Origin of the sequence: Pseudomonas laurentiana (assembly GCF_014648275.1) — a bacterium.
GTDB classification, from domain to species: domain Bacteria; phylum Pseudomonadota; class Gammaproteobacteria; order Pseudomonadales; family Pseudomonadaceae; genus Aquipseudomonas; species Aquipseudomonas laurentiana.
Window position 1 is genome coordinate 1 of record NZ_BMQU01000037.1, and the last position, 25,231, is coordinate 25,231.

General features: G+C 60.2%; 24 protein-coding genes and 2 tRNA genes. 12 read left to right on the top strand and 14 right to left on the bottom strand.

Annotated features, from left to right (window positions below; translation table 11 throughout):
- Window positions 1-76 (bottom strand) — tRNA-Gly (locus tag IE038_RS22725).
- Window positions 77-78: 2 nt separating this feature from the next.
- Window positions 79-154 (bottom strand) — tRNA-Glu (locus tag IE038_RS22730).
- A gap of 285 nt (window positions 155-439) precedes the next feature.
- On the opposite strand from IE038_RS22730, the gene IE038_RS22735 reads away from it, so the two are divergent.
- Window positions 440-1,207: a hypothetical protein gene (locus tag IE038_RS22735; protein ID WP_189396338.1), complete on the top strand. Its 768-nt coding sequence runs from the start codon at window positions 440-442 to the stop codon at window positions 1,205-1,207.
- A gap of 75 nt (window positions 1,208-1,282) precedes the next feature.
- Here IE038_RS22735 and IE038_RS22740 read toward each other — a convergent pair whose 3' ends face one another.
- A complete protein-coding gene (locus IE038_RS22740) occupies window positions 1,283-1,777 on the bottom strand; it encodes a free L-methionine (R)-S-oxide reductase MsrC (RefSeq protein ID WP_163933926.1) in 495 nt (164 codons plus the stop codon).
- Window positions 1,770-2,663 (bottom strand): ATP-binding protein, encoded by an 894-nt coding sequence (locus tag IE038_RS22745; protein WP_163933922.1) that lies wholly within the window; start codon window positions 2,661-2,663, stop codon window positions 1,770-1,772. The genes IE038_RS22740 and IE038_RS22745 overlap by 8 nt, the downstream gene beginning before the upstream one ends.
- Window positions 2,664-2,743: 80 nt before the next feature.
- Here IE038_RS22745 and IE038_RS22750 point away from each other — a divergent pair, with 80 nt between their 5' ends.
- Entirely contained in the window at window positions 2,744-5,095 is a 2,352-nt protein-coding gene (locus IE038_RS22750) for a response regulator (protein ID WP_163933919.1), read from the top strand.
- A gap of 24 nt (window positions 5,096-5,119) precedes the next feature.
- Here IE038_RS22750 and IE038_RS22755 read toward each other — a convergent pair whose 3' ends face one another.
- Together IE038_RS22755 and msrB are read right to left on the bottom strand one after the other, a co-directional pair.
- Window positions 5,120-5,605 (bottom strand): glutathione peroxidase, encoded by a 486-nt coding sequence (locus tag IE038_RS22755; protein WP_189396339.1) that lies wholly within the window; start codon window positions 5,603-5,605, stop codon window positions 5,120-5,122.
- Window positions 5,606-5,633: 28 nt separating this feature from the next.
- Window positions 5,634-6,029: a peptide-methionine (R)-S-oxide reductase MsrB gene (gene msrB / locus IE038_RS22760; protein WP_189396340.1), complete on the bottom strand. Its 396-nt coding sequence runs from the start codon at window positions 6,027-6,029 to the stop codon at window positions 5,634-5,636.
- 165 nt (window positions 6,030-6,194) lie between these two features.
- Here msrB and IE038_RS22765 point away from each other — a divergent pair, with 165 nt between their 5' ends.
- Window positions 6,195-7,406, top strand: coding sequence for a pyridoxal phosphate-dependent aminotransferase (locus tag IE038_RS22765; RefSeq protein WP_163933914.1), 1,212 nt, complete (start codon window positions 6,195-6,197; stop codon window positions 7,404-7,406).
- A 218-nt stretch (window positions 7,407-7,624) separates the two neighbouring features.
- Window positions 7,625-8,512, top strand: coding sequence for a protease HtpX (gene htpX / locus IE038_RS22770; protein WP_163933912.1), 888 nt, complete (start codon window positions 7,625-7,627; stop codon window positions 8,510-8,512).
- A 350-nt stretch (window positions 8,513-8,862) separates the two neighbouring features.
- Here the strand turns inward: htpX and IE038_RS22775 are convergent, their stop codons facing one another.
- On the bottom strand, window positions 8,863-9,513 hold the full coding sequence (locus IE038_RS22775; RefSeq protein WP_163939763.1) for a thiopurine S-methyltransferase: 651 nt from the start codon (window positions 9,511-9,513) through the stop codon (window positions 8,863-8,865).
- 102 nt (window positions 9,514-9,615) lie between these two features.
- Between IE038_RS22775 and IE038_RS22780 the strand changes: the two genes are divergently transcribed.
- Window positions 9,616-10,383, top strand: a complete 768-nt coding sequence (locus IE038_RS22780; protein ID WP_163939761.1) for a DODA-type extradiol aromatic ring-opening family dioxygenase — start codon at window positions 9,616-9,618, stop codon at window positions 10,381-10,383.
- A gap of 110 nt (window positions 10,384-10,493) precedes the next feature.
- Here the strand turns inward: IE038_RS22780 and IE038_RS22785 are convergent, their stop codons facing one another.
- Both IE038_RS22785 and IE038_RS22790 read right to left on the bottom strand, forming a co-directional pair.
- Window positions 10,494-12,158 carry a DEAD/DEAH box helicase gene (locus IE038_RS22785; protein ID WP_189396341.1) on the bottom strand — a complete coding sequence of 555 codons (1,665 nt, stop codon included), beginning with the start codon at window positions 12,156-12,158 and terminating at the stop codon, window positions 10,494-10,496.
- 343 nt (window positions 12,159-12,501) lie between these two features.
- Window positions 12,502-13,257 carry a spermidine synthase gene (locus tag IE038_RS22790; RefSeq protein ID WP_163939759.1) on the bottom strand — a complete coding sequence of 252 codons (756 nt, stop codon included), beginning with the start codon at window positions 13,255-13,257 and terminating at the stop codon, window positions 12,502-12,504.
- A gap of 134 nt (window positions 13,258-13,391) precedes the next feature.
- Here IE038_RS22790 and IE038_RS22795 point away from each other — a divergent pair, with 134 nt between their 5' ends.
- A complete protein-coding gene (locus IE038_RS22795; protein ID WP_163939757.1) occupies window positions 13,392-14,738 on the top strand; it encodes a class II 3-deoxy-7-phosphoheptulonate synthase in 1,347 nt (448 codons plus the stop codon).
- A gap of 72 nt (window positions 14,739-14,810) precedes the next feature.
- Here IE038_RS22795 and IE038_RS22800 read toward each other — a convergent pair whose 3' ends face one another.
- The gene (locus tag IE038_RS22800) at window positions 14,811-15,560 is read right to left on the bottom strand and encodes a sulfite exporter TauE/SafE family protein (protein ID WP_189396342.1); all 750 of its coding nucleotides are present in this window, start codon (window positions 15,558-15,560) and stop codon (window positions 14,811-14,813) included.
- A gap of 110 nt (window positions 15,561-15,670) precedes the next feature.
- Between IE038_RS22800 and IE038_RS22805 the strand changes: the two genes are divergently transcribed.
- A complete protein-coding gene (locus IE038_RS22805) occupies window positions 15,671-16,627 on the top strand; it encodes a LysR family transcriptional regulator (RefSeq protein ID WP_163939404.1) in 957 nt (318 codons plus the stop codon).
- Window positions 16,628-16,716: 89 nt separating this feature from the next.
- On the opposite strand, the gene efp is transcribed toward IE038_RS22805, so the two are convergent.
- Both efp and earP read right to left on the bottom strand, forming a co-directional pair.
- Window positions 16,717-17,286, bottom strand: coding sequence for an elongation factor P (gene efp, locus IE038_RS22810; protein ID WP_065760477.1), 570 nt, complete (start codon window positions 17,284-17,286; stop codon window positions 16,717-16,719).
- 48 nt (window positions 17,287-17,334) lie between these two features.
- On the bottom strand, window positions 17,335-18,468 hold the full coding sequence (gene earP, locus IE038_RS22815) for an elongation factor P maturation arginine rhamnosyltransferase EarP (protein ID WP_163939406.1): 1,134 nt from the start codon (window positions 18,466-18,468) through the stop codon (window positions 17,335-17,337).
- Window positions 18,469-18,604: 136 nt separating this feature from the next.
- On the opposite strand from earP, the gene IE038_RS22820 reads away from it, so the two are divergent.
- Window positions 18,605-19,006, top strand: a complete 402-nt coding sequence (locus IE038_RS22820) for a hypothetical protein (protein WP_163939408.1) — start codon at window positions 18,605-18,607, stop codon at window positions 19,004-19,006.
- A gap of 1 nt (window position 19,007) precedes the next feature.
- Window positions 19,008-19,490 (top strand): GreA/GreB family elongation factor, encoded by a 483-nt coding sequence (locus IE038_RS22825; protein ID WP_163939410.1) that lies wholly within the window; start codon window positions 19,008-19,010, stop codon window positions 19,488-19,490.
- Here the strand turns inward: IE038_RS22825 and IE038_RS22830 are convergent.
- Complete coding sequence (locus IE038_RS22830) at window positions 19,484-20,374, bottom strand: LysR family transcriptional regulator (protein WP_189396343.1); 891 nt, start codon at window positions 20,372-20,374, stop codon at window positions 19,484-19,486. The two genes, IE038_RS22825 and IE038_RS22830, sit on opposite strands and share 7 nt — an antisense overlap.
- Window positions 20,375-20,487: 113 nt before the next feature.
- Here IE038_RS22830 and IE038_RS22835 point away from each other — a divergent pair, with 113 nt between their 5' ends.
- The 3 genes from IE038_RS22835 (at window position 20,488) to IE038_RS22845 (ending at window position 24,553) form a co-directional block, all read left to right on the top strand.
- A complete protein-coding gene (locus IE038_RS22835) occupies window positions 20,488-21,681 on the top strand; it encodes an MFS transporter (protein ID WP_163939412.1) in 1,194 nt (397 codons plus the stop codon).
- 102 nt (window positions 21,682-21,783) lie between these two features.
- A complete protein-coding gene (locus IE038_RS22840) occupies window positions 21,784-22,170 on the top strand; it encodes a hypothetical protein (RefSeq protein ID WP_163939414.1) in 387 nt (128 codons plus the stop codon).
- Window positions 22,171-22,402: 232 nt separating this feature from the next.
- Window positions 22,403-24,553, top strand: a complete 2,151-nt coding sequence (locus IE038_RS22845) for a TonB-dependent siderophore receptor (protein WP_189396344.1) — start codon at window positions 22,403-22,405, stop codon at window positions 24,551-24,553.
- A gap of 66 nt (window positions 24,554-24,619) precedes the next feature.
- Here IE038_RS22845 and IE038_RS22850 read toward each other — a convergent pair whose 3' ends face one another.
- On the bottom strand, window positions 24,620-25,135 hold the full coding sequence (locus IE038_RS22850) for a DUF6630 family protein (protein WP_163939416.1): 516 nt from the start codon (window positions 25,133-25,135) through the stop codon (window positions 24,620-24,622).
- Between the last annotated feature and the right edge of the window lie 96 nt (window positions 25,136-25,231).

Genomic DNA, 25,231 nt, shown 5'->3' on the forward strand with positions numbered 1-25,231 from the left:
TGGAGCGGGAAACGAGACTCGAACTCGCGACCCCGACCTTGGCAAGGTCGTGCTCTACCAACTGAGCTATTCCCGCATTGGCGTCCCCTAGGGGACTCGAACCCCTGTTACCGCCGTGAAAGGGCGGTGTCCTAGGCCACTAGACGAAGGGGACACGCTACAACTTTTCACTCCCTGCCGCGTTTCGCTGTGTGCTTTACGCTGCAAGTGGCGCGCATTCTAGGGGTGCTTTGAAGAGCCGTCAACCCCCAGATACAAATTTATTTAAATCAATGACTTCCCCCTGCTTTCCAGCCCGCTCAAGGCTCGACCGGATCAGCCGACACAGGGACAGGCGCTGCGGCTTTACCGATAACCGACGGCCATAGAACAGGTCTATCCGGTTAAAAGCTAAGCCACTACACTCAAACGGTAAACAACCCTGCATGAGGCGTTAACGGTGACACCACTTCTGATCACCCTGCTTATAGTGGCTGGGATCGCACTATTGATCGTGATCGGCTACCTGAACAATGTAGTCGAGAACAACAAGCTGGAGCGGGCCCGACTGAAAGTCGAGCTGGCCGAACGCCTGCGCCGCTGTGGCGAAATCTCCGAAACCTTTCCTGGCCAGCTGATGACGCCGGCATTGAAGCTGCTGCTGACCCGCCTTGAGCTCAACCTGAACGTACGCCAACTGGCATTGGACAAGCACAGCAGTGCGCTCAGGGCACGCATCGCCGAACTTGAAGAGCTGATTGCCAAAGGTGAGGCCTTGCCGGTGAATAACCCGCCAGGCCCGATCCAGACCGAAGCCCGCGCCAAGGATGTACGCTTTCTGCTTGAGGGCTTGCACAACCAAGTAACCCGTGCGGCCCAGGAAGGCTTCCTGCCGACCAACGAAGCCAAGTACTGGGTCAAGGAGATCCGCCATATCCTGGTGCTGCTGCATATTGAGTTCTTCAACAACCTCGGCCAACAGGCTTTGCAGCAGAACCAACCCGGCCATGCTCGCCTGGCGTTTGAACGCGGCGTGCAGTACCTGCGAAAGCAACCGGAACCTGCGGTCTACCGGGAGCAGCTCGCCTATATGGAGAAACTTCTGGCACGCGCCAACGCTCAGGTGCTGAGCACCCTTGAACCCGCCGAAGACGAGGTCAACGAACTGACCGAAGGCTTGAAGTCGGACACCACCGAAGACTGGAAAAAGAAAGTCATTTACGACTGAAACCGCAAACGCCCCCCCCCGCAACGCTGTCAGGGGGGGGTATCAGGAAGGGGAAGCCAGCTCGCCTACTGCGGACTAAACACCCTGAGAGCAGTCGGTCGACTGCAGGAATATCTCGGCCAAGCGCTCTAATCCTGCCTGATCCTCGACCGTGAAGCGTGCCAGTTTCGGGCTGTCCAGGTCCAGTACGCCGATCAAACGCCCGTCCTTGACCAACGGGATGACCAGTTCGCTGTTCGAGGCGCTGTCGCAGGCAATATGCCCTGGAAATGCGTGTACATCTTGAACCCGCTGGGTTTGCCGAGTCGCAGCAGCGGCGCCACAGACACCGCGGCCAAACGGAATACGTACGCAGGCCACCTGGCCCTGAAACGGCCCCAGCACCAACGTTTCGTTGCGATTGAGATAAAAGCCCGCCCAGTTCAGGTCATCGACCTGGCTGTAGAGAAACGCCGAAAACTGAGCGGCGTTGGCGATAAAGTCGCGCTCGTCAGCCAGCAAGGCCTCCAGTTGTGCAGACAGCAGACCATAGCCGGACAAGCCGGCACCGGTTGCGTTCAAGTCAATCATGTTTCTGCTCCAGCAATTGAAGTCCTACCCAGTAACGGGCGAACTGATAGGCACAACGACCATTGCGATTGCCACGCCCTGTGGCCCAGCGAATCGCGGCCTTTTCCAATGTTTCATCACGCACCCAGACCAGTCCCGAGGCATGCGCCAACTGACTGATCCAGTGCTCGACCACGTCCAGAAAGTGTTCCTGAGTAAAGGGGTAGAACGACAGCCACAGGCCGAATCGGTCAGACAGGGCGATTTTGTCTTCCACGGCCTCGTTGGGGTGAAGCTCGCCGTCGATCATCTTCCAGTTCTCATTGTCGCTCTGTTTCTCTGGAACCAGGTGCCGGCGGTTGGAGGTGGCATACAACAACACGTTGTCCGGCGCCTGCTCCAACGAGCCATCCAGCACACTTTTGAGCACGCGGTAGTCACCCTCCCCGGCCTCAAACGAGAGATCGTCACAGAACAACACAAAACGCTGAGGCAGTGTGTGCAGTTGCTCAACCACTCGCGGCAAGTCCGCCAGGTGGTCACGCTCAATTTCGATCAAGCGCAAACCTGCGCTCGCATACTCAGCCAGCAATGCCCGTACCAGCGAGGACTTGCCAGTGCCGCGCGATCCCCACAGCAACGCATGGTTGGCCGGCATGCCATCCAGAAACTGGCGGGTATTGCGCCCTAGCTGCTCACGCTGCAGATCAATGCCGATAAGGTCGGACAAGCGCATGTCCAGACTCACCTCCAGCGGCAGCAGAAAGCCACTGCGCCCTTCTCGCTGCCAACGGGCAGCCAGGCAGTGCTCCCACTCGATAGCTGGGCGGGGTGCGGGTAAAAGAGGCTCCAACCGCGCCAATACGGCTTCAGCGCGCTCCAGAAAAGCATTCACACGAGAGTCCACATCAATTCCTCAGACAGATTCAGGTCAATGGGCAAGCGGAATATGTGACAGGACATGCCAGTAGCCAGGGCTGATCGGCTATGCTTGCGCAGCGCACGGAATGTGAAACTGGCTCGGAACCCATGGATATCAAGTTCACCAATCGCCTGTCCTACAAGCAAGCCAGGCTGACCGTCCTGGCAGGCTTCATCCTGGGTACGTTGCTCAGCCTCATCCAGATCGGCATCGATTATGCCAGCGAAGACGCCTCCATCAACCGCGAGATGCGCGCGTTACTGGAAATCAGTCACAACCCGGCCTCCCGAATTGCCTACAACATCGACTCGGAGCTTGCCCAGGAACTGGCCCAAGGCCTGCTGCAGTCACCCGCCATCACTCATGTACGCCTGATCGACAACAACGACACCGTATTGGTCGACGTCCAGCGCCCGCGCCTGGAAAGCAGCTACCGGATGCTCAGTGACTTTCTGTTCGGCGAACGCCGTGAGTTCCAGGACCGACTGCAGCTCAGTCACATGCCAGATGAGTACCTCGGCACCCTGTTTATAGAGGTCGATACGTTCGCCTTCGGCAGCCGCTTCCTCAAGCGCGCGGAAGTCACCCTGCTCAGCGGTTTTGTCCGTAGCCTGATACTGACCTGTATTCTGCTGACACTGTTTTACTTCATGCTGACCAAGCCGCTGGTTCGGGTGATTCGCGCGCTGAGCAACAGCGACTCACGCAACCCAAACCAAGGCAAGCTCTCGTTCCCGCCCGGCCACGAACAGGATGAAATTGGCGTACTGGTGAAGGTCGCCAATCAACAGTTCGTCAGCATGGCAACCGAGATTCAACAACGGCGCAATGCTGAAAACCGCCTCACCGACTACCTCAACGAACTGGAAAACATCGTCTCGGCGCGCACCAATGAACTCCGGGCGAGCAACGCCAGCCTGAGCCAGTCCAACGAGGAACTTGAAGAAGCCCGGCGCCGCGCCTTGGATATGGCGCAGGCTCGGGCCGCCTTCCTGGCCAACATGAGTCATGAAATCCGCACCCCGCTGAACGGCTTGCTGGGCATGATCGCCCTGTCTCTGGATAGCCCGCTGAATGCCGAGCAACGCCAGCAACTGTCCATTGCCCATGACTCAGGCAAAGTGCTGGTAGATCTGCTCAACGATATTCTGGACCTGTCCAAGTTCGATGCCGGGCAGTTGGAACTCGAGCGAATCCCGTTCGATCTCGGCTCCATGGTGGAAGACACCGCCAGCCTGCTTTCGCAAAATGCCGCCCCCAGCGTCGAACTCACCTGCCTGATCGATCCGACATTTCCGGCCCTGGTGCTTGGCGACCCGACACGGGTCAGGCAGATCGTCAGCAACCTGCTGTCCAACGCCCTTAAATTCACCCGCTTTGGGCGGGTAGACGTACGCCTGAGGCGCGAAACCGGCGGCGTCCGCATAGAAGTCTGCGATACAGGCATCGGTATTCCGCATGAAGCGCAGGTCAGGATTTTTCAACCGTTCACTCAAGCCGGGGCCGGTATCACTCGCCAGTACGGCGGTACCGGCCTTGGCCTGGCGCTGACCAACAATCTCTGTGAAGCCATGCAAGGGCGCCTGAGCATCAGCTCCGAGGCTGGCTTTGGCAGCCAGTTCAGCGCCGAGTTACCTTTGCCGGCCCACACGCTGGCCATCGCACCGGCACCGCTACAAGGACAGATTGCTGCCATCAGCACCGCGGGCAGCGGCCTGGATGAGTTGCTGGCGACACTCCTGCCTGCCTGGGGCCTTACTTATCAGCGCCACGACCACCTCGATACGCTGACGATGCAGCAGCCCGACCTGCTGATCACCGATAACCTGAGCGCGTTGTTCGACCTGCGCCCCGCAGTCAAAGCGCCCATCCTGCTGGTCACCGCGTACGGCAATTTCCTGCCCACCGAGCAAGCCACGCAGCTTGCACCATTGCAACAACAAGCCCGGCCACTTACCCGCAGCGCCCTTTACCAATCACTGCACCGTGCGCTGAACGGTGCAGACACTATGACCCCGTCCCCCTTGCAAGGCACGCCGAACAACGAACGTCGAGCGCATATCCTGCTGGTCGAAGACAACCCGGTTAACCAATTGGTAGCGAAAGGCATGCTGGCCAAGCTCGGCTGTGACGTCAGAGTCGCCACACACGGCGCCGAAGCCCTGGAACGCCTGGAGCAACACGACTTCGATCTGGTGTTGATGGACTGCAACATGCCGGTGATGGATGGCTACGAGGCCAGCCGGAAGATCCGCCAGAGCGGACGCTGGCCTACGCTGCCGATTGTCGCGCTGACGGCCAACGCCATGCCCGAGGAGCGTGAGCGCTGCCGCGCAGCGGGCATGAACGACTACCTGGCCAAGCCGTTTCGACGCGAGGAACTGCTCACACTGATCAATCAGTGGGTGCCCCTGTGATACTCAGCCCGCGGTCACCCGCGGTTACTTGAGCAGCGACTCGATACGTTCCACCAACGCGTCGGGCTTGGTGCTCGGGGCAAAACGACTGACCTGGCCAGTTGCCGGATCGAACAGGAACTTGGTGAAGTTCCACTTGATCGCCTGAGACCCCAATAACCCTGGAGCACGCTTCTTCAGCTCGACGAACAAGGGGTGCGCTGCCGGCCCGTTCACATCGATCTTGGAAAACAGCGGGAAGCTGACGCCGTAGTTCGACTCACAGAAACTCGCAATAGCCCGCTCATCGCCAGGCTCCTGCTTGCCGAACTGGTTGCAGGGAAACGCCAGCACCACCAGACCACGCTCGCGATAACGCTGCCAGAGCTGTTCAAGGCCCTTGTACTGCCCGGTGAACCCGCACTCGCTGGCGGTGTTGACCAGCAACACCGCCTTGGCCGGGAAGTCCACCAGGGTTTTCTGCTCGCCCTTTATCGTGGTGCAAGGGATGCTCAACAGTGCGTCAGCCATGACCGACTCTCCTTGAATAGTCCGCAAGTCAGGTTCGTGGAACCAGGTCCAGGCACACCGAATTGATGCAATAACGCAACCCCGTCGGCGGCGGGCCGTCGGGAAACACATGCCCCAGGTGGGCATCACAGACCGCACACGTTACCTCGGTACGGATCATGCCGTGCGAAGTATCACGAATTTCAATCATGGCGCTGTCGGCAATCGGCTCGTAAAAGCTGGGCCAGCCGCAGCCAGAGTCGAATTTTGCACGGGAGTCGAACAGCGGCGCGTTGCAGCAGATGCAATGGTAGACGCCATCCGTCCTGGTTGCGTTGTACTTGCCACTGAACGGCCGCTCGGTGCCCTTCAGGCGACAGACCTGGTACTGCTCCGGGTCTAGCATTGCACGCCATTCGTCGAGGGTTTTGTCGATCTTGTCCATGGAGAAACCTCTGTAACGGAAAAAGCCCGCGCCGTGTCTTTTCGGCAACGCGGGTGGCACGTATTATTGCGCCTCATCAGACGCCAGTCTGGCACCCGCGTTACACGCATTTCAAACGTTTTCACAGCGCAATGCGCGGCGATCTTTTCTAATCGGGATCACATCATGCAGGTCAGCAAATCGAACAAGCTCGCCAACGTCTGCTATGACATTCGCGGCCCGGTGCTCAAGCACGCCAAACGCCTGGAAGAGGAAGGCCACCGCATCCTCAAGCTGAACATCGGCAACCCGGCGCCCTTTGGTTTCGAGGCACCGGAGGAAATCCTCCAGGATGTGATCCGCAACCTGCCAACCGCACAGGGCTACAGCGACTCCAAGGGCCTGTTCAGTGCGCGCAAGGCCGTGATGCAGTATTACCAGCAGAAACAGGTCGAAGGCGTCGGCATCGAAGACATCTACCTGGGCAACGGTGTTTCCGAACTGATCGTGATGTCGATGCAGGCGCTGCTCAACAACGGCGACGAAGTACTGATCCCGGCGCCGGACTACCCGCTGTGGACCGCCGCCGTCAGCCTGGCGGGTGGCAACCCGGTGCACTACCTGTGCGATGAGCAGGCCGACTGGTTCCCCGACCTGGACGATATCAAGGCCAAGATCACGCCAAATACCAAGGCCATGGTCATCATCAACCCGAACAACCCGACCGGTGCCGTGTACTCACGTGAACTGTTGCTGGGCATGCTCGAACTGGCACGCCAGCACAACCTGGTGGTGTTCTCCGACGAGATCTACGACAAGATCCTCTATGACGAGGCCGTGCATATCAGCACCGCCTCGTTGGCACCCGACCTGCTCTGCCTGACGTTCAACGGCCTGTCCAAATCCTACCGTGTAGCGGGCTTCCGCTCCGGCTGGCTGGCCATCTCCGGGCCTAAACTGCACGCCCAGAGCTACATCGAAGGCATCGACATGCTGGCCAACATGCGCCTGTGTGCCAACGTGCCGAGCCAGCACGCCATCCAGACCGCACTGGGCGGCTACCAGAGCATCAACGACCTCGTACTGCCACAGGGCCGCCTGCTGGAGCAACGCAATCGTACCTGGGAACTGCTCAACGACATTCCAGGCGTCAGCTGCGTGAAACCGATGGGTGCGCTCTATGCGTTCCCGAAAATCGATCCAAAAGTCTGCCCGATTTTCAACGACGAGAAATTCGTGCTGGACCTGCTGCTTTCCGAGAAACTGCTGATCGTCCAGGGCACTGCATTCAACTGGCCATGGCCGGATCATTTCCGTGTCGTGACGCTGCCACGGGTGGATGACCTGGAACAGGCCATCGGCCGTATCGGCAATTTCCTCAAGACGTACAAGCAGTAACGCCCTACGAAGCTGGCCTGCGCTACTCTTGGCGCAGGCCTCACCCCAAATAAGGCTTTTTCCTACAGCTATCGCAGAATTGGCGCGCGAGAAAATCGGGTGCCTGCCACCTGGGCAAGTACACAGTTTGAAATAGTCCCCCGGTTGAATCAGCGGGGCCAGCACCTTATATACCCCGCATACGCTACATTTTTATCCGTCAGGAGAACGTAACAACCATGATGCGCATCTTGCTGTTTGTGGCCACCAACCTTGCGGTTGTGCTGATTGCCAGCATTACCCTGAGTCTGTTTGGCTTCAACGGGTTCATGGCAGCCAACGGGGTTGACCTCAACCTCAACCAGCTGCTGGTTTTCTGTGCTGTGTTCGGCTTCGCCGGCTCGCTGTTCTCGCTGTTCATCTCCAAGTGGATGGCGAAGATGAGCACCGGCACGCAGATCATCAGCCAGCCGCGCACGCGTCACGAGCAATGGCTGCTCCAGACTGTTGAAGAACTGTCCCGCGAAGCCGGTATCAAGATGCCGGAAGTGGGTATTTTCCCTGCCTACGAGGCCAACGCCTTCGCGACCGGCTGGAACCGCAACGACGCCCTGGTAGCGGTCAGCCAAGGCCTGCTGGAGCGTTTTTCACCCGACGAAGTACGCGCAGTGCTGGCGCACGAAATCGGCCACGTTGCCAACGGCGACATGGTGACGCTGGCGCTCATCCAAGGCGTGGTCAACACCTTCGTGATGTTCTTCGCCCGCATCATCGGCAACTTTGTCGACAAGGTGATCTTCAAGAACGAAGAAGGCCAAGGTATCGCCTATTACGTGGCGACCATCGTCGCCGAGCTGGTACTGGGCATTCTCGCCAGCATGATCGTCATGTGGTTCTCGCGTAAACGCGAATACCGCGCTGACGACGCGGGTGCTCGCCTCGCCGGTACCAACGCAATGATTGGCGCCTTGCAGCGCCTGCGCTCAGAACAGGGCGTGCCGGTACAGATGCCTGACACCCTGAATGCCTTCGGCATCAATGGCGGCCTCAAGCATGGCCTGGCGGGCTTGCTGATGAGCCACCCACCACTGGAAGACCGTATCGACGCCCTGCGCCGCCGCGGCTAACCGACAACGCGACACAAAAAAGGGCGACTCAGGTCGCCCTTTTTTGTGTGCAGAACACTGCCTCTTGTGAAATGCAGGCTTGGGCGCGGCGTCAGCTAGTGCGCGGTGCCTGCATCGTTGGCAAGCCAACTCCCACAGGGATCCGCGCAGAACACTGCTTTTCTGTGGGATGCAGGCTTGCCTGCGATGGCGTCGGCGCGGTGCCCGCAATCGTTGGCAGGCTAACTCCCACAGGGATCCGCGCAGAACACCGCTTTTCTGTGGGATGCAGGCTTGCCTGCGATGGCGTCGGCGCGGTGCCCGCAATCGTTGGCAGGCCAACCCCATAGGGATCAGCGCAGATCCTGTGGTCAGCGCTCAAGCCGGTACACACGTTCCTGCAAGCCACGACTTCCCGCCTGTTGAAACTTTGGGCTTTCAGCGAGAATGTCACGCGTCTCCTCAAGGGTAACCTGCCACCCTGCGTACAGGGCACGCACCTCTGCCTCAAGTACGGCAAAGGGCGGCCCATCGACTTCGGCCTGATCGTACTCCAGCGTGATCAACAACCCTTTGCACTGTGCCGCCAACAGCGACTGCAAGTGATGGGCATAGCGCTGACGCATCGGCGCGGGCAAGGCAATCAAGGCTGCGCGGTCATAAAAGGCCGAACAACCGGCAACATCCTCGGCAGTCAATGCAAAGATATCGCCACACCAGAGCTCTAGCGCATCGCAACGGTAGACTGTGAAGGCACCGCTGCGGGATACCTGCGGATGTAGCTGATGCTCACTGAAAAACGCCTCAACCGCGCGCTCGGACAATTCAATGCCCTGCACCTGCAACCCCTGCCCGGCCAACCAGAGCAGATCCAGCGTCTTGCCACACAACGGCACCAACACCTTGTCGCCCGCCTTCAGCCCAAGGCTGGACCAGTGCTGCTGCAGGTAAGGGTTGACCTGTTCCAGGTGAAACCCGATCTGATTACGCGCCCAACGGTCATGCCAAAATTCGGACTGCATGAATAGCTCCAAAATCTCGATCAAATGATGCGAAAACTTATATTAGATTTAGATCAATGATCTAGCAGAAGATAGCTTCATCTTAACCTCAGGACCTCCTCCATGCTGCCTAGCCTGTTTATTTCCCACGGCTCCCCCATGCTCGCCCTGGAACCCGGCGAGAGCGGCCCTGCCCTCGCACGGCTGGCAGCAGCGCTGCCCCGACCCAAGGCCATTGTCGTGGTCTCTGCACACTGGGAAAGCCAGGATCTGCGTGTAACCAGCCACCCAACCCCGAAAACCTGGCATGACTTTGGTGGTTTTCCACCGGCACTCTTTGCCGTTCAGTACCCGGCACCCGGCGCACCAGCATTGGCAGCCCAGGTCGTTGAACAACTCGGCAGCGCCGGCCTGAGCGCTACGCTCGACCCGCAGCGCCCATTCGACCATGGTGCCTGGGTGCCGCTTTCATTGATGTATCCACAAGCCGACATTCCGGTCGTACAAGTCTCCCTGCCCAGCCATCTAGGGCCACAATTTCAGGAGCGCGTTGGTAGTGCCTTGGCTGCGCTGCGCCAGGACAACATCCTGCTGATTGGCTCAGGCAGCATCACCCACAATTTGCGTGAACTGTCCTGGCATGCAGGTCCGGAGCGCGTCGAACCCTGGGCACTAGCCTTCCGCGACTGGATGGTTGAAAAGCTTGCCGCTGGCGACGATGCCGCACTGCATGACTATCGACACCAAGCCCCGTTTGCAGTGCGCAACCATCCCAGCGATGAGCACCTGCTGCCGCTGTACTTCGCCCGAGGTGCAGGCGAGCACTTCAGCATCGTTCACCAAGGCTTCACCTTGGGTGCATTGGGAATGGATATCTACCGCTTCGACTGAGCCCCTCAGGCGTCACCCCGCGACCCGCGCAGCGCCTGGATCAGCAGCCGCCTTGGCACCAGGCAAAAAAAATCCCCGAACCAGTCGGGGATTTTTTTATGACTCGCGGATCAATCTTCGCGGTAGCGACGCAGCTTCAGCTGCTTGCCGGCAACGCGGGTATCCTTGAGTTTGGTCAGCAGACGCTCAAGACCATCTTCTGGCAGCTCAACCAGGCTGAAGCTGTCACGCACCTGGATGCGACCGATTGCTTCACGCGCCAGGCCACCCTCGTTGAGGATCGCGCCGAGCAGGTTCTTGGCAGCGATACCATCACGCGCGCCCAGCGCGGTACGGCAACGTGCACGACCTTCACCCAGCGGCATTGGCGCACGACGCTCACGATCACTGCGCTCTGGACGCTCACCCGCAGTACGCTCACGCGGAGTGTAGGTTGGAACCAGTGGCTGCTCACGCTCAACCGCTTCCAGGGTCAGTGCCTGACCGTTGGTAGCTTTGCGCAGCAGGGCAGCGGCCAGGGCACGTGGGCTGCAACCGATGTCGGCAGTCAGGCGGTCCAGCAGGTCGCCGTGGGTCGACTCAGCGTCAGCAACCAGCGGTGCCAGGCTGTTGGTCAGCTTCTTGATGCGTGCATCAAGAACAGCCTGGCCGTTAGGCAGGCGAACTTCGGCAACTTTCTGGCCGGTTACACGCTCGATCACCTGCAGCATGCGGCGCTCACGCGGGGTGACCAGCAGCAGTGCACGACCTTCACGACCCGCACGACCCGTACGGCCAATACGGTGAACGTAGGACTCAGGATCGTACGGCATGTCGACGTTGAATACGTGAGTGATGCGCGGTACGTCCAGGCCACGGGCAGCGACGTCGGTAGCGACGACGATGTCCAGACGACCATCCTTCAGCGAGTCGATGACGCGTTCACGCTGGTTCTGGGCGATATCGCCGTTCAGTGCAGCAGCCTTGTAGCCTTTGGCTTCCAGGGCGCTGGCCAGGTCCAGGGTAGCCTGCTTGGTACGAACGAAGGCGATCAGCGCATCGAACTCTTCAACTTCCAGCAGACGCAGGACGGCAGCAACTTTCTGGTCCGCGTGGACCATCAGGTGAGCTTGCTCGATGGCCGTTACGGTCTGGGTCTTGCTCTGGATCTTGACGTGCTTCGGCTCGCGCAGGTGGCGCTCGGCGATGGCACGGATCGAAGCAGGCAGGGTAGCCGAGAACAGAACGGTCTGACGGCTTTCCGGCATGGCCTTGAAGATGACTTCCAGGTCATCCATGAAGCCCAGCTTGAGCATTTCGTCGGCTTCGTCGAGCACCAGGTGATTGACGGTTGCCAGGACTTTCTCGTCGCGACGCAGGTGGTCGCAGAGACGGCCCGGGGTAGCAACGACGATTTGCGCGCCGTTACGGATTGCTTTCAATTGTGGGCCCATTGGGGCACCACCATACACGGCCACCACGGTTACGCCCGGCATCTGCTTGGCGTAGGTTTCAAAAGCGGTGGCTACTTGCAGCGCCAACTCACGGGTTGGCGCCAGGATCAGGGCTTGCGGCTCGCGCTTGCTCGGGTCGATACGATTCAGGATTGGCAGTGCGAAGGCAGCGGTTTTACCGGTACCTGTCTGCGCCTGGCCGATCATGTCATGACCGGCGAGAATAATCGGGATCGATTGTTGCTGAATGGCGGATGGCTCTTCGTAGCCGGTAGCCAATACAGCAGCAACAATGCTCGGATGAAGGTCGAGAGCGGCGAAGCCGCCGGTTTCCTGGGTCATGGGTCTGCCTCTAAGTGCATCCGCAAAGACCCATGCTCCAAAGCTGCACATGCCTTGTAAGACCCACGGGTCACCCTGGCAGCTTTGTCGGCGGGGATTTGCGAAAACGATTGAAGAAAAAGGAACGTCAAGGAGAGTCCGCTGTGCGGACGCGCAGCCGAAGCTGGCTTCGGGAAATTGCACTACCTAAGACGAGGTCTAGTAAAAGACCGGCGCGTACTATACCTGAAATAGCGCTTCACGTGAGAGTTTTTTATCGAAAGATGACGGCATAGAGCCTTGCCCCGGATTACACGGAGATCGCCCCGGGGCATGGGCTGAATCGATTATTTCAGTAGCCGCCTCAACTCGCCGGGCGGATCGCTCCGATCAACGGTTGCAACGAGTAGCCCAAGCGCGGCGCCAAGGCCTCTGCACGGGCAACAAGGCCTGGCATATCCAGCGTCTGTTCGAGGTCTGCCGGGATCAGCAAAATGACATTGCCTTCCTTGACCGGCAACTCCCAATAGTGCCGATGATAAAGCCCCCGCAACAAGGCAGCCCCCAGCGGCTTGCCATCATCGGCTGCCCATTGGTTGATCACCAGCCAGCCACCGGGATTGAGACGTTTCTGGCAATTTTCCAGGAAGCGCCACGCCAGGTGCCCCACACTCGGCCCGTGATCGGTATACAGGTCGACAAAAATCAGATCGGCGGTTTCAGCACTTTCAAGCAGCTCGACGGCATCGCCGACACGGATGTACAGACGCGGATCGTCGTCCAGGCCCAGGTATTCGATGGCCAGGCGCGGCACATCCGGGCGCAGCTCGATCACCTCGACATCGTCCAGCGGCAGGAACTTCAGGCAGGCCTGGGTCAGGGTGCCGGCACCAAGCCCCAGGAACAAGGCACTTTCCGGCTCGGCATGGCACAACGCGCCAATCAGCATGGCACGGGTGTAGTCGTACTCCAGCCAGCTTGGGTCGGCCGTGAATACACAGCTCTGTTCAATGGCCTCACCAAACTCAAGGAAGCGGTAGTCCTCGACCTCAAGCACACTGATGGTGCCGTACTCGTCGTGAACCTGGGCCAGCAGCCGCTCTACCCGTTCCTCTGTCATCTCGTCTCCCGGCAACGATGCCTGCCCAAGCAAAAACCGCCATTGTCCGCCAATGCAGGCAGTGCAACAAGGCGCCTTCCAACTGTTACCATGGCTCCAGCCCTCTTTATAATCTGATAACAACCGAGTCTGCGATGAGCCAACCCTGGAGTCCTGACAGCTGGCGCGCCCTGCCGATCCAGCAACAACCGACCTACCCTGACGCGACGCACCTGCACAAGGTCGAGCAGACGCTGGCCAGTTATCCACCGCTGGTGTTTGCCGGCGAAGCCCGCGAGCTGCGCCGACAGTTCGCGGAAGTCACCGAGGGCCGCGCCTTCCTGCTGCAAGGCGGCGACTGCGCCGAAAGCTTCGCGGAGTTCTCCGCAGCAAAAATTCGCGACACCTTCAAAGTGCTCCTGCAGATGGCCATTGTCATGACCTTTGCTGCCGGCTGTCCGGTGGTGAAAGTCGGCCGAATGGCCGGGCAATTTGCCAAACCTCGTTCGGCGGGCGACGAAACCATCGCTGGCGTCACCCTCCCCGCCTATCGCGGTGACATCGTCAACGGCATTGGTTTCGATGAAAAAAGCCGCGTACCGGACCCAGAGCGCCTGCTGCAGGCCTACCACCAGTCCACTGCCAGCCTGAACCTGCTGCGCGCCTTTGCCCAGGGCGGGTTTGCCGACCTGCATCAAGTGCACAAATGGAACCTGGACTTCATCGCCAACTCGGCCCTGGCCGAAAAGTACAGCCAACTGGCCGACCGTATCGACGAAACCCTGGCCTTCATGCGCGCTTGTGGCCTGGACACCGCACCACAGCTACGCGAAACCAGTTTCTTCACGGCCCACGAAGCGCTGCTGCTCAATTACGAGGAAGCCTTCGTACGCCGCGACAGCCTGACCAATGAGTGGTACGACTGCTCGGCACACATGCTCTGGATTGGCGACCGCACCCGCCAGCTCGACGGCGCACATGTCGAGTTCCTGCGCGGGGTGAACAACCCTATCGGGGTCAAGGTCGGCCCCAGCATGAACACCGAGGAACTGATCCGCCTGATCGATGTGCTCAACCCGCAAAACGATCCCGGCCGCCTCAACCTGATCGTGCGCATGGGTGCGGAAAAAGTCGGCGACCACTTGCCGGCCCTGATTCGCAGCGTGGAACGTGAAGGACGCAAAGTGCTCTGGAGTTCCGACCCGATGCACGGCAACACCATCAAGGCGAGCAGCGGCTACAAGACCCGGGACTTTGCGCAGATCCTCAGTGAAGTGAAACAATTCTTCCAGGTCCACCAGGCCGAAGGCAGCCATGCCGGTGGCATCCACATCGAGATGACCGGGCAGAACGTCACCGAGTGCATCGGCGGGGCTCGCCCGATCACCGAAGATGCGCTCTCGGACCGTTACCATACCCACTGCGACCCCCGCATGAATGCCGACCAGTCTCTGGAGCTGGCTTTCCTGATTGCGGAAACCCTCAAACAGGTACGTCGCTAGGCCTGCGCGCACCAACGCCACGGCCCAAGCCAGTGCCCTGATGAAGCAGGACACTGGCCTGGGCCTCGCGCCTCAGGCCTTGAAGGCCAGCAACACCGCACACACCACCAGAAAACCGCAGAACAGTGAACGCAGCACCTTTTCCGGCAACGCGTGAGCCAGTTTCACCCCCCAACTGATGCTGAGCAGCCCACCCAGCGCCAAGGGAACGCCCATGTTCCAATCCACGTGCTGGTGGATACCGTAGGTCAGCAAGGTGACTGCAGTGCTTGGTGCAGCCAACGCCAGCGAAAGGCCTTGGGCAACCACTTGCGAAGTGCCGAACACACTGGTCAGCACCGGTGTGGCAATGACCGCCCCCCCCACACCGAACAGGCCGCCCACGACACCGGCACCACTGCCCAGCACGCCAAGCCAGGGCCAAGGCTGACGCAACTCGCTTGAGGGCGGAGCACTGCGCATGAACATCCGCGCCAGGTTCCAGACCACCAGTGCAATCAGGAAGCCGACAAAGTACAAGCGCATTGCAGCAGCATCCAGGCCCACAGCCCAGATCGAACCCAGCCAGGCAAAGACGAAGCCCGCTGCGGCAAGCGGAAGGGCATGCTGCAGCGCAATCCGGTTGCGCTGATGGTAGCGCCAAAGGGCCAGCAACACGTTAGGGACCACCATCACCAGCGAAGTCCCCTGCGCCAGTTGCTGATCAAGACCAAACAGCACACCCAGCGCCGGGATGGCAATCAAACCGCCGCCGATGCCAAACAACCCACCCATCGTACCCAAGGCGGCGCCCAACGCGATGTACATCATCCACTCGATCATTCCGGCCCCTTGAAGGTCATCAATAGCCACATGCTACCCAGCCGGGGCTAGTAGGGAAACGCACAGCAACGCACAATGGCTGTGCCAAATACGCAAAAGCGGTGCGACTGATGAATCCCGATGCCCTCACCGAACAACTCAGCCTTTTTCTCGATGTACTGGCGGCCGGGAGCTTTTCCGCCGCCTCCCGACGCCATCCGCTAACCCCGTCCGCCGTGGCCCGGCGCATTGATGCACTGGAGGCCGCCGTAGGTAGCCGGCTGTTTGTACGCAGCACGCATGCAGTACGCCCCACGCCGGCCGGCAACGCATTCGCCGAGCGCGCCCGACGCATCGTTGAAGAACTGCGCCTGGCGCGGGCCGAAGCAGTGTCATTGAGCAACGCACCCGAAGGCCTGATTCGTATCGATGCACCCGCCGCATTCGGACGCCGTCATCTGGCCCCCGCAATCGCTGATTTCCTGGTGGCTTACCCCGGCCTGGATGTTCAATTGCGCCTGATCGACAGCTTCGTCGACCTGCACGGCGCGCACCTGGGCGAAGTCGACCTGGTGTTACGTGCCGGGCCGCTGGCCGACACACGCCTGGTTGCGACACCGTTGGCCTACATGGTGCGCATTGCCTGCGCCAGCCCAACCTACCTGGAGCAGCGCGGCGTACCCGCCAGCCCGCTGGAGTTACCGGAACACGATGGCCTGGACTGGGACGGCCTGGCGCCGCCGTTCGCCTGGCGCTTTGCCATCGACGGGCAAATGCGTCTGCTACGCCCCTCGCGCATGCGCATGAGCGCCAACAATGCGGAGACCCTGCTGTTCGGCGCGCTGGCTGGACTGGGCATCGCCCACCTGCCGACCTGGCTGATCAGCGAATACCTGCTGCGCGGTGAGTTGCTGCCACTGTTCTGCGACAACGGCCTGCCGGCAGCGGAAAGCAGCGGCATCTACGCCTTGCGCCTGGAACATGAAACCAACTCCCGCAGCCGCTTGTTGCTTGAGTTCCTCAAGAGCCGCTTCAGCCCGGTACCGCCATGGGATCTGGCGTTGCGCAGTGAACTGCACTGGCAGTAGTGCAGGTCAACCATTCCCAGCACTCCTGGCACAAAAACCAGGCACAAAAAAACCCGGCACAGGCCGGGTTTTTCGTGGGCGCCAGGAAATTACTTCTTGGAACGGCCCTTGAAGCTGTTGTCGCGAGTGTCGATGTCGATGAACTCGTCGATCTGGATGAAGTCAGCAACCGAAATCTCGGTACCGTTCTTCAGTTTGGCTGGCTTCATGACCTTGCCCGAAGTGTCGCCACGTGCAGCGTTCTCGGTGTATACAACCTGACGGCTGATGGTGGTCGGCAGCTCAACGGAAACCAGACGGCCTTCGAAGAAAACGGCTTCGCAGATGTCTTCCATGCCTTCTTCGATGTACGGCAGAACGGCCTCGATGTCTTCGGCGTTCAGTTCGTACATGGTGTAGTCGGAGGTGTCCATGAAGGTGTAGGAGTCACCGCTGATGAACGACAGGGTCGCTTCTTTGCGATCCAGGATCACGTCGTCCAGCTTGTCGTCTGCACCGTATACGGTTTCGGTCTTGTAGCCGGTCAGCAGGTTTTTCAGCTTGGTCTTCATGATCGCGCTGTTACGGCCCGACTTGGTGAACTCAGCTTTCTGAACCAGCCACGGGTCGTTGTCGATCCGCAGTACGGTACCGGGTTTCAGCTCTTTACCAGTTTTCATTACGAGATATCCGAATTTGGATGGATTTACAAAAATCGAGGCCGCATATCATAGCCAATTTCGGTAAAACTGTACCAGCGTCGTGGCAAGGTCCGGCTGAGCGGCCTGCGCAGCGCACCACCGCCGGGCATGAGCGTCGAGTTCGGACCCGTGCACAAGCACCTGCTGCCAGGCGCGCCCCACATCCCGATCCATGTTCCAGGCACGCCAGAGCTCTACCAATGCGGCACTCGCCTCTGCCGATAAACCTTGGGTGTAGTGATCCAGGAATGCCTCGAGTTTTTCCCAGTGGGCGTACTCCTCCTGTACATAGATATGCCAGAGCAGCGGGCGCCCGGCCCACTGTGCACGGACGAACGAGTCTTCACCTCGCACCGCATTGAAATCGCAGCACCACAGCAGTTGGTCGTACTCGTCCTGGCTGACGAACGGCAGAATCTGCACAGTCAGCGCTCCGCGCCGGGCAATGCTGCCAGGCGCCAGGTCGCTCTCCCCCAGCCACGCCTGCACATCACCCAGAATGCGCCCTTCAGGCACCAGCAGATGATTGGGCCGACTATCGGTGGCCAGGGCATCGAGCCAACTGGCCAAGCCCGGGTTTTCATACGCAAACAATGAGATCAGCCGAGCATTGGCCTCCGGTTGTACACCAAGGCCACTCAGAAATGCCTGCCGTGCCGAGGGATCCTGCTCAAACGCCTGACGCCGTGCCAGCAGGCTCGCCTCACGCAGTAGCCCGCCGGTCTTGGTGGTAAAGCCTGGAAAGAAAAACACCTTGCGCAGGCCATTGGCCTGGGGCGACGGCAAGCCATGACAACCTTCAACCCAGCTCTCCGCGCTGAGGTACTCAAGGTTCAGCCACAAGACCGGCGTTGGACGCTCCAGCATGGACTGAACGTACGCGGGCGGCACCTGGCAGCCAAAGGCTCCAATCACGACATCGGCCACAGGTGTCGGTTGCCAATCGGCCGGCCACTGACAAACCTGCACACCCTGCTGCCATTGTTGCGCGGCCGTCGGATCAGCCTGTGGACAAATACGTACGAACGCCCCCAGATCATCCACCCACAAACGCACTGCCAGCCCCTGCTCGGCCACCAATTGCCGGGCCAGGCGCCAGGTGACGCCGATATCGCCATAGTTATCGACCACGCAACAGAAGATGTCCCAAGAAGCATTCATGTGAGGCACCTCATGCATCGGCCAGAAAAAGCGTGGATTGTCCGGATAAATCATCGCAGACAAAAGCATCGACACTGAAAAAACCCGGAGCAGCATGCGACAATCGCATTTTCCTTGCCCTGGCCAGGAGGCTGCCATGCCCTTTCGCGCGCGACGTCATGCCCTGAGCATCACCCTCAAACCGTTTCAATTGATCCTCTGCATTGCCCTGGGCCTGTGGCTGGGGTTCGCCGCCATCGCGCTGACGGTCTGGCTGGCCTTGCATTTTGCGCCGCAGGCCATCGCACCGCTGAGCCAGGCCGTTTACACCCTACGCCCAGCCCCGGCACAGGCTCCACAACAAGCTGCCACACCTGAAAACCCGATGTTCGAGCAGTACAAGGAAATACTGCGCAAGCAGGAAATGCAGCAGGCGCAGGAGCAGATTGAAAGCAATCCACGCAACCTGTCCAATGCCAAGTGCCAGTTCTGGCTGCAACAAAACCGCACCGCGCCAACCGAAAAGAGCCGCGCCAACGTCCTGGAATTCTGCAACTGACATGAACAAGGCCGAACTGCTGCAACGGATTATCGAAAAACTGGGTATCGACCTGGAGGTCGCCCAGCGCGCAGCCCAGACCGCTTATGAAACCGCGACCCACGAAGAGAACATCGCCGAGAACAAGTACGACACGCTGGGCCTGGAGGCTTCGTATCTGGCAACAGGCCAGGCACGGCGCACAGAAGAAATCCGTCAGGGGCGGATTGCCTACCAACAGCTCCTGCTGCGCCCCTATGACCCGGAGCGAGGTATTCAGACCAGCAACCTGGTGACCGTGGAAGCGGAAAACGGTAGCCAGCAGCATCTGTTCATTGGCCCTGAGGCGGCCGGCCTCAAGATCACCCTGGATCAAACCCTGATCACCGTGATCACCCCGCGCTCGCCACTGGGGCAGAGCCTGATGGGCAAGCAGGAGGGCGAAGAGGTCAGCCTGGTCCTGGCCGGGGTACGCCAGACGTATGAGGTTGTTGCCGTTCAGTAGGTGTTTGCCCTGGCATCGAGACAACGTTCCAGCACATGCAGGAACGCCTTGGCGGCCGGCGACGGCGAGTTCGACCAAATGGCGTAGACATGGCGCACGGGGGCATCACTGACCGGCAAGGCCACGACCCCCTTGAAACCACGGGCAATGGGCGCGGCCACCAACCCCAGGGCCAACCCACGCTGAACAAACTTTTCCACCAACATCACGCTGCCCACCTCGAACTGCACCCGATGACGCACCCCCGCGGCGGTAAAGGCTTCATCGGTCTGGCGCCGCGCTCCCGTACCGGCTGGAAAGTCCACCAGCGGCTGATCTTCCAGATCAGCCAGACACAAGCGAGACTGGCAAGCCAACGGATGCCCCGCTGGCAGCAATGCCACCAACTCCTCCCTGGACAACAGCCGCGACGCCACCCCCTCAACCGGCTCACCCGGCCAGACACCGATAAAAGCAACATCCAGGCGCCGCTCCCGCACATCAGCCATCAACACCTCGCTCTTGTTGATCAGCCAGCGAATATCAACCTGCGGGTACTCATGATGGAAACCTGCCAACAGGTCGACCAGATCCAGCTCTGTCAGGGAGCTGATCTCGCCGATGGACAAGCGCCCACGCACTTCTCCACAGGCAGCGGCAACATCGTCGCCAATCCGTCGGGCGGCCTCCAGCGCAGCCTGGCCGCTGACCACAAAGGCTTCGCCGGCAGGCGTCAGGCTCACCCGCCGCGAGCTTCGCTCAAACAGTCGTGCACCCAAGGTCTCTTCAAGCCGGGCTATCTGATGGCTCAATGCCGACTGCACGACATGGCAACGTTGCGCAGCCAGGGTAAAACTGCCGGTCTCGGCAACGGCCAACGCATACTCGATCTGCTTGAGGTTCATACATTCATCTGTTTTATAGATTGATCGAATGAAAACGATACATTGGCGTCATGTTAAGGCGCTGTCGATACTAGGCACCAGCCCGCACCAACAACTGACACAGGGAACGTCACATGACCGCCGCCACGCCGCCGCTGAGCCGCGCACTGATCCTGCTGATGGCCGTCGCCACTGGCCTCGCCGTCGCCAGCAACTATTACGCACAACCGCTGCTGCACAGCATTGCTCAGCAATTCAACCTCAGCACTGCGAGCGCGGGGAGCATTGTCGTGACCGCACAGCTGAGCTACGGCGTCGGGTTGCTGCTGTTGGTCCCACTGGGTGACCTGTTCGAGCAACGCCGCCTGATTGTCCTGATGATGAGCCTCAGCACCCTCGGCCTGTTGATCAGTGCCTTATCTGCAAGCCTGCCGTGGTTACTGCTGGGTACCGCGATGACCGGGCTGTTCTCGGTGGTCGCCCAAGTACTGGTACCGATGGCCGCCGGCCTGAGTGATCCGGCTCAGCGCGGCCGGGTGGTTGGCACGCTGATGAGCGGCCTGCTGCTCGGCATCCTGCTCGCGCGCACGGCAGCCGGTTTTATGGCAACCCTGGGGGACTGGCGCAGTATTTACCTGCTGGCAGCCGGGCTGATGACCCTGTGCACCCTGGCCTTGCTGCGCGCCCTGCCGAAACGCCATCAATCTGCGGGCATGCGTTATCCTGCCCTGATCGGCTCGGTGTTCCGCCTGTTCGCAGATGAACCGGTGTTGCGCCTGCGCTCACTGCTCGGCCTGCTGGCCTTCAGCCTGTTCGCATTGTTCTGGACACCACTGGCCTTCCTGCTGTCTGCCGCCCCCTACCAGTATTCCGACGCGGCCATTGGCCTGTTCGGCCTGGCCGGCGCTGCAGGTGCGCTGGCCGCCAACTGGGCCGGACGCCTTGCCGACCGAGGCAAGGGCTCGATGGGCACGCTGGTCGGCCTGCTGGCATTGCTGCTGGCCTGGTTGCCACTGGCCTTTGCCCAATCGTCATTGGCCGCGTTGCTGGTCGGCGTGCTGGTTCTGGACCTTGCGGTACAACTGGTACACGTCAGCAACCAGAATGCGGTAATCGCCCTGCGCCCAGAGGCGCGCAACCGGCTGAACGCCGGCTACATCACCTGCTACTTCATCGGTGGCGCACTAGGCTCACTACTTGGCACACAACTGTTCCAGATCTATGGTTGGGACGGGATCGCGCTGGCAGGAACGATCATCGGCAGCCTGGCCTTGCTGGTATGGCTAGTGGCGCAGTACCAACGCACCCGTCTGATCCGTGCTGCCTGAAGCCAAAGCCACGACCCTCCGTCGCCTGGTGGTTGACTTGTAGTAGCACACGGGGCTGAGTAAGCCGTTGGTCAACAGCCCCTTTACTCACTGGGAAGCACTATGACAAGACTCACGGTTCAAGCCGGCGATTTCTTGCAAGGTGAGGGCGAGTACCGCAACGGATCGCTCACACTCAAGACCTGCAAAAACCCCGCGCCCGGAGAAAAAATCACCCTGTCACGTATCAGGGAGATGAAAATTGCCAATCAGGAGTTCAATCGCAGCCTGAGCAGCGCCCTTGGCTGGGGTGTGGCCGGCGCCCTGATGGCAGGCCCCCTTGGCCTGATCGCCGGCCTCTGGCTGGGCGGCAAGGAAGAAGAGGTCACCTTCGTGGCCACGCTCAAGGATGGGCGCAAACTGATGGCTGTCACCGATGGCAAGACCTGGTCAAAAATTGACGGTCAGTGGCGTAAACACAGGCCATCGTCGCCACCATCAGAGCGCTAGCGCCCCCACCCTGTCTTCCAAGTCACTGAATCTAAAGTGAAATCAGGGGCCCCGTGCACCGGGCGCCCCTGCTAAGATAGCGGCCGCTTTCCATCCTCGTACCCGCCCGGCGCAATGCCGGTGGTTTTCGCCTACCCGCGCACTCACGTTTCGCCGTACCGGGCCTCCAGCACCTGGGTAGCAGCCGAGCTATAACGGCGCGCCCGCTGCAGGCTCTCAAGGAGCTTTTCGCATGACCCTGCACCGCCTGCCCCTCAGCCTGCTGAGCTTTAGCCTGGCCTTGAACACGTCGTACGCCTTGGCTGAAAACGGCATCACCCTGACACCGCTGACGGTGTCCGATCAACTGGACGAGGGCTATCAGGCCCACGAAGCCACCGTCGGCGGTTTCCAACCCGCCCCGCTGCTCGACACGCCCGCTTCAGTTTCAGTGTTTACCGAATCGTTGATGGCTGATCGCCAGGTTCGCCTGCTCAGCGAAGTACTGCAAAGCGACGCGTCGGTCGGCGAAAACTATGCGCCGGTGGGCTACTACGAAAACTTCATGGTGCGCGGCTTTAGCCTGGATGCGGCCAGCAGCTACAAGATCAATGGCCAGACCATTGCCGGGGAACAGAACGTCGCCCTGGAAAACAAACAGCAGGTGGAGTTACTCAAGGGGCTATCGGGCCTGCAGAGCGGCATATCCGCGCCAGGCGGGGTGATCAACTACGTGACCAAGCGCCCTGAGGACGTCCGCTCCCTGACCCTCTCAGGCGGCGATCAGGGTGAACGCTATATGGCCACCGACCTCGGTGGCTGGTTCGGCAGTGAACGGCAGTTCGGCCTGCGGGCCAACCTGGCCCATGAAGACATCCGTTCCTATGTTGAACATGCCGACGGGCAGCGGGACTTCGCGTCCCTGGCGTTCGACTGGCAGATCAACCCCGATGCCCTGCTGCAACTGGACGTCGAGTACCAACAACGCGAACAGTTTTCGGCGCCTGGCTATCAACTGCTGGGGGGCAATAGCCTGCCGCACGCTGTCGACCCCGAAGATCACCTGGCCTACCAACGCTGGGCCAAGCCCGTGACGATTGACTCGCTGAACCTGGGCGGGCGCTTCGAGTACCGCTTCAGCGATACCTGGACCGGCAGCCTCAGCGCCTCGCGCAGCAAGGTGGTGATCGACGACTACAGCTCGTTTGCCTTTGGTTGCTGGGATGTCACCTGCAACAACCCTCCGCCGGGCAACGTCTTCAGCCCCAACGGCGACTACGACATCTACGACTACCGCAGCCCCGATGATACCCGACGCATCGACGAAGCCCAGGTCGCGCTTAACGGCCGCTTTACGATGGCCAACCTGGAACATGACCTGACTGTCGGCAGCAGTGCGCAGCGGCGAACACTGGATCAGCGCCGTCTTTTCAATGAATGGGTCGGCACCGGCAATATCAACCAGGCCCCATCAGCGGTAGCCCCCTCTGCCCTGCCGCTGGGGGACAGCACCCGCCGCCTCGACAGCCGCCAGTATGGCGTGTTCATCACTGACCGCATCAGCTTCAACGAACACTGGCAGACCGTGCTGGGCGCACGGGAGGTACGCCTGGATGAACAGGCCTTCGATCAAGACGGCAATTCAACACGCACCACACAGCGTTACGAACTGCTGCCCAACGCAGCACTGATCTATAAACCACGCCAGGACATTTCGATCTACACCCACTACAGCACAGGGTTGTCGTCGGGTGGCACTGCCCCATGGTTTGCCAGCAATGCATCAGAAACCCTGGCCCCCACCCTGTCACGCCAACTGGAAGTCGGCATCAAACGCGACTGGCAGCGCCTGAGCCTCAGCGCAGCGTTGTTTCAGTTGCGCCAGGCGTACCAGTACATGCGCCCGGAGGGTGGGGGTGCGTTCACCTATGTGCAACAGGGCCAACAGAAGAACACCGGCCTGGAGCTGGGCGCGAGCGGCTGGGTGACGTCAAACCTGCAGATCAATGCCAGTGCTGCAGCGATTCGCGCCCGGGTCGAGGGTAGCGATACCCCCGATTACGAAGGCCACCAGGCGCTCAACGTACCGAACTTCCGCGCGGCCCTGCAGGCCGACTACAGCCTGCCCGGCGTACCCGGCCTCGCGCTACTCGGCGGTGCCCGCTACAGCGCCAGCAAATACGCCAACCATGCGGGAAGCGTGGCCGTCGGCAGTTATGCCGTGTTTGATCTTGGCAGCCGCTACCGCACCCGCATCGGCGGATACGACACCGTGCTGCGCGTGACAGTGGATAACCTGTTCGATCGCCGTTACTGGCGTGACGCCAGCGAGTACTTGGGGGATGGCTACTTGTTCCCCGGCGCGCCACGCACGGCCAGGGTATCGGCGTCGGTCAACTTTTAAGGTTGGCTTGGCAAACGCTGTCCGGCGCCATCGCCCCACACGTGCGGACGATGGCGCCGGGTAGCATTAAAACGACTCGTTACCTTCGCGGATCTCGAGGCCCAGTACTTCGGCAACAGTCGCCATCACTGGTGCGGCTTCCGGGCGACTGATCCAGCCGCCGTATGCATCGCCCTGGGTATCCCAGCTCCAGAGAACCAGGCCTTGTGCGGCCAGTTCGGCGTGAGCGCGCAGCATCAGTTCAGGCACATCGACTTCGTCAAGAAACTCTTCAGCCAGTGGGTCTTCGACACCAAAGCTCAGCGTCACACCGCGGCTTTCGGCAAGTTCACCGATGCACTCGACGAAGGACTCGGTGTCATTCCAGTCGACGTAAAAACCGGTTTCCCAGTCGATGATGTCCTTGATGATCCACAACAGCTGGGACGGTTCGCCCTCAGCCTCTTCGGCCTCATCGTCATCCAGCTCAGTCTCGCGCAACATCTGCAGATGGCGATCAACACACTCGTCCGAAGGGCTGATGGCAATAATCAATTGCTCAGCCGCCTGCACCTGCGACGCGTTGAAATATTCACTGATCATATGAAACGCCTTACTCCCTGATTCCATGGCGTAATCGAGTAGGAGGCGAGTTCACACCCGCCGTCCTCTCACACCACCGTGCGTACGGTTCCGTAC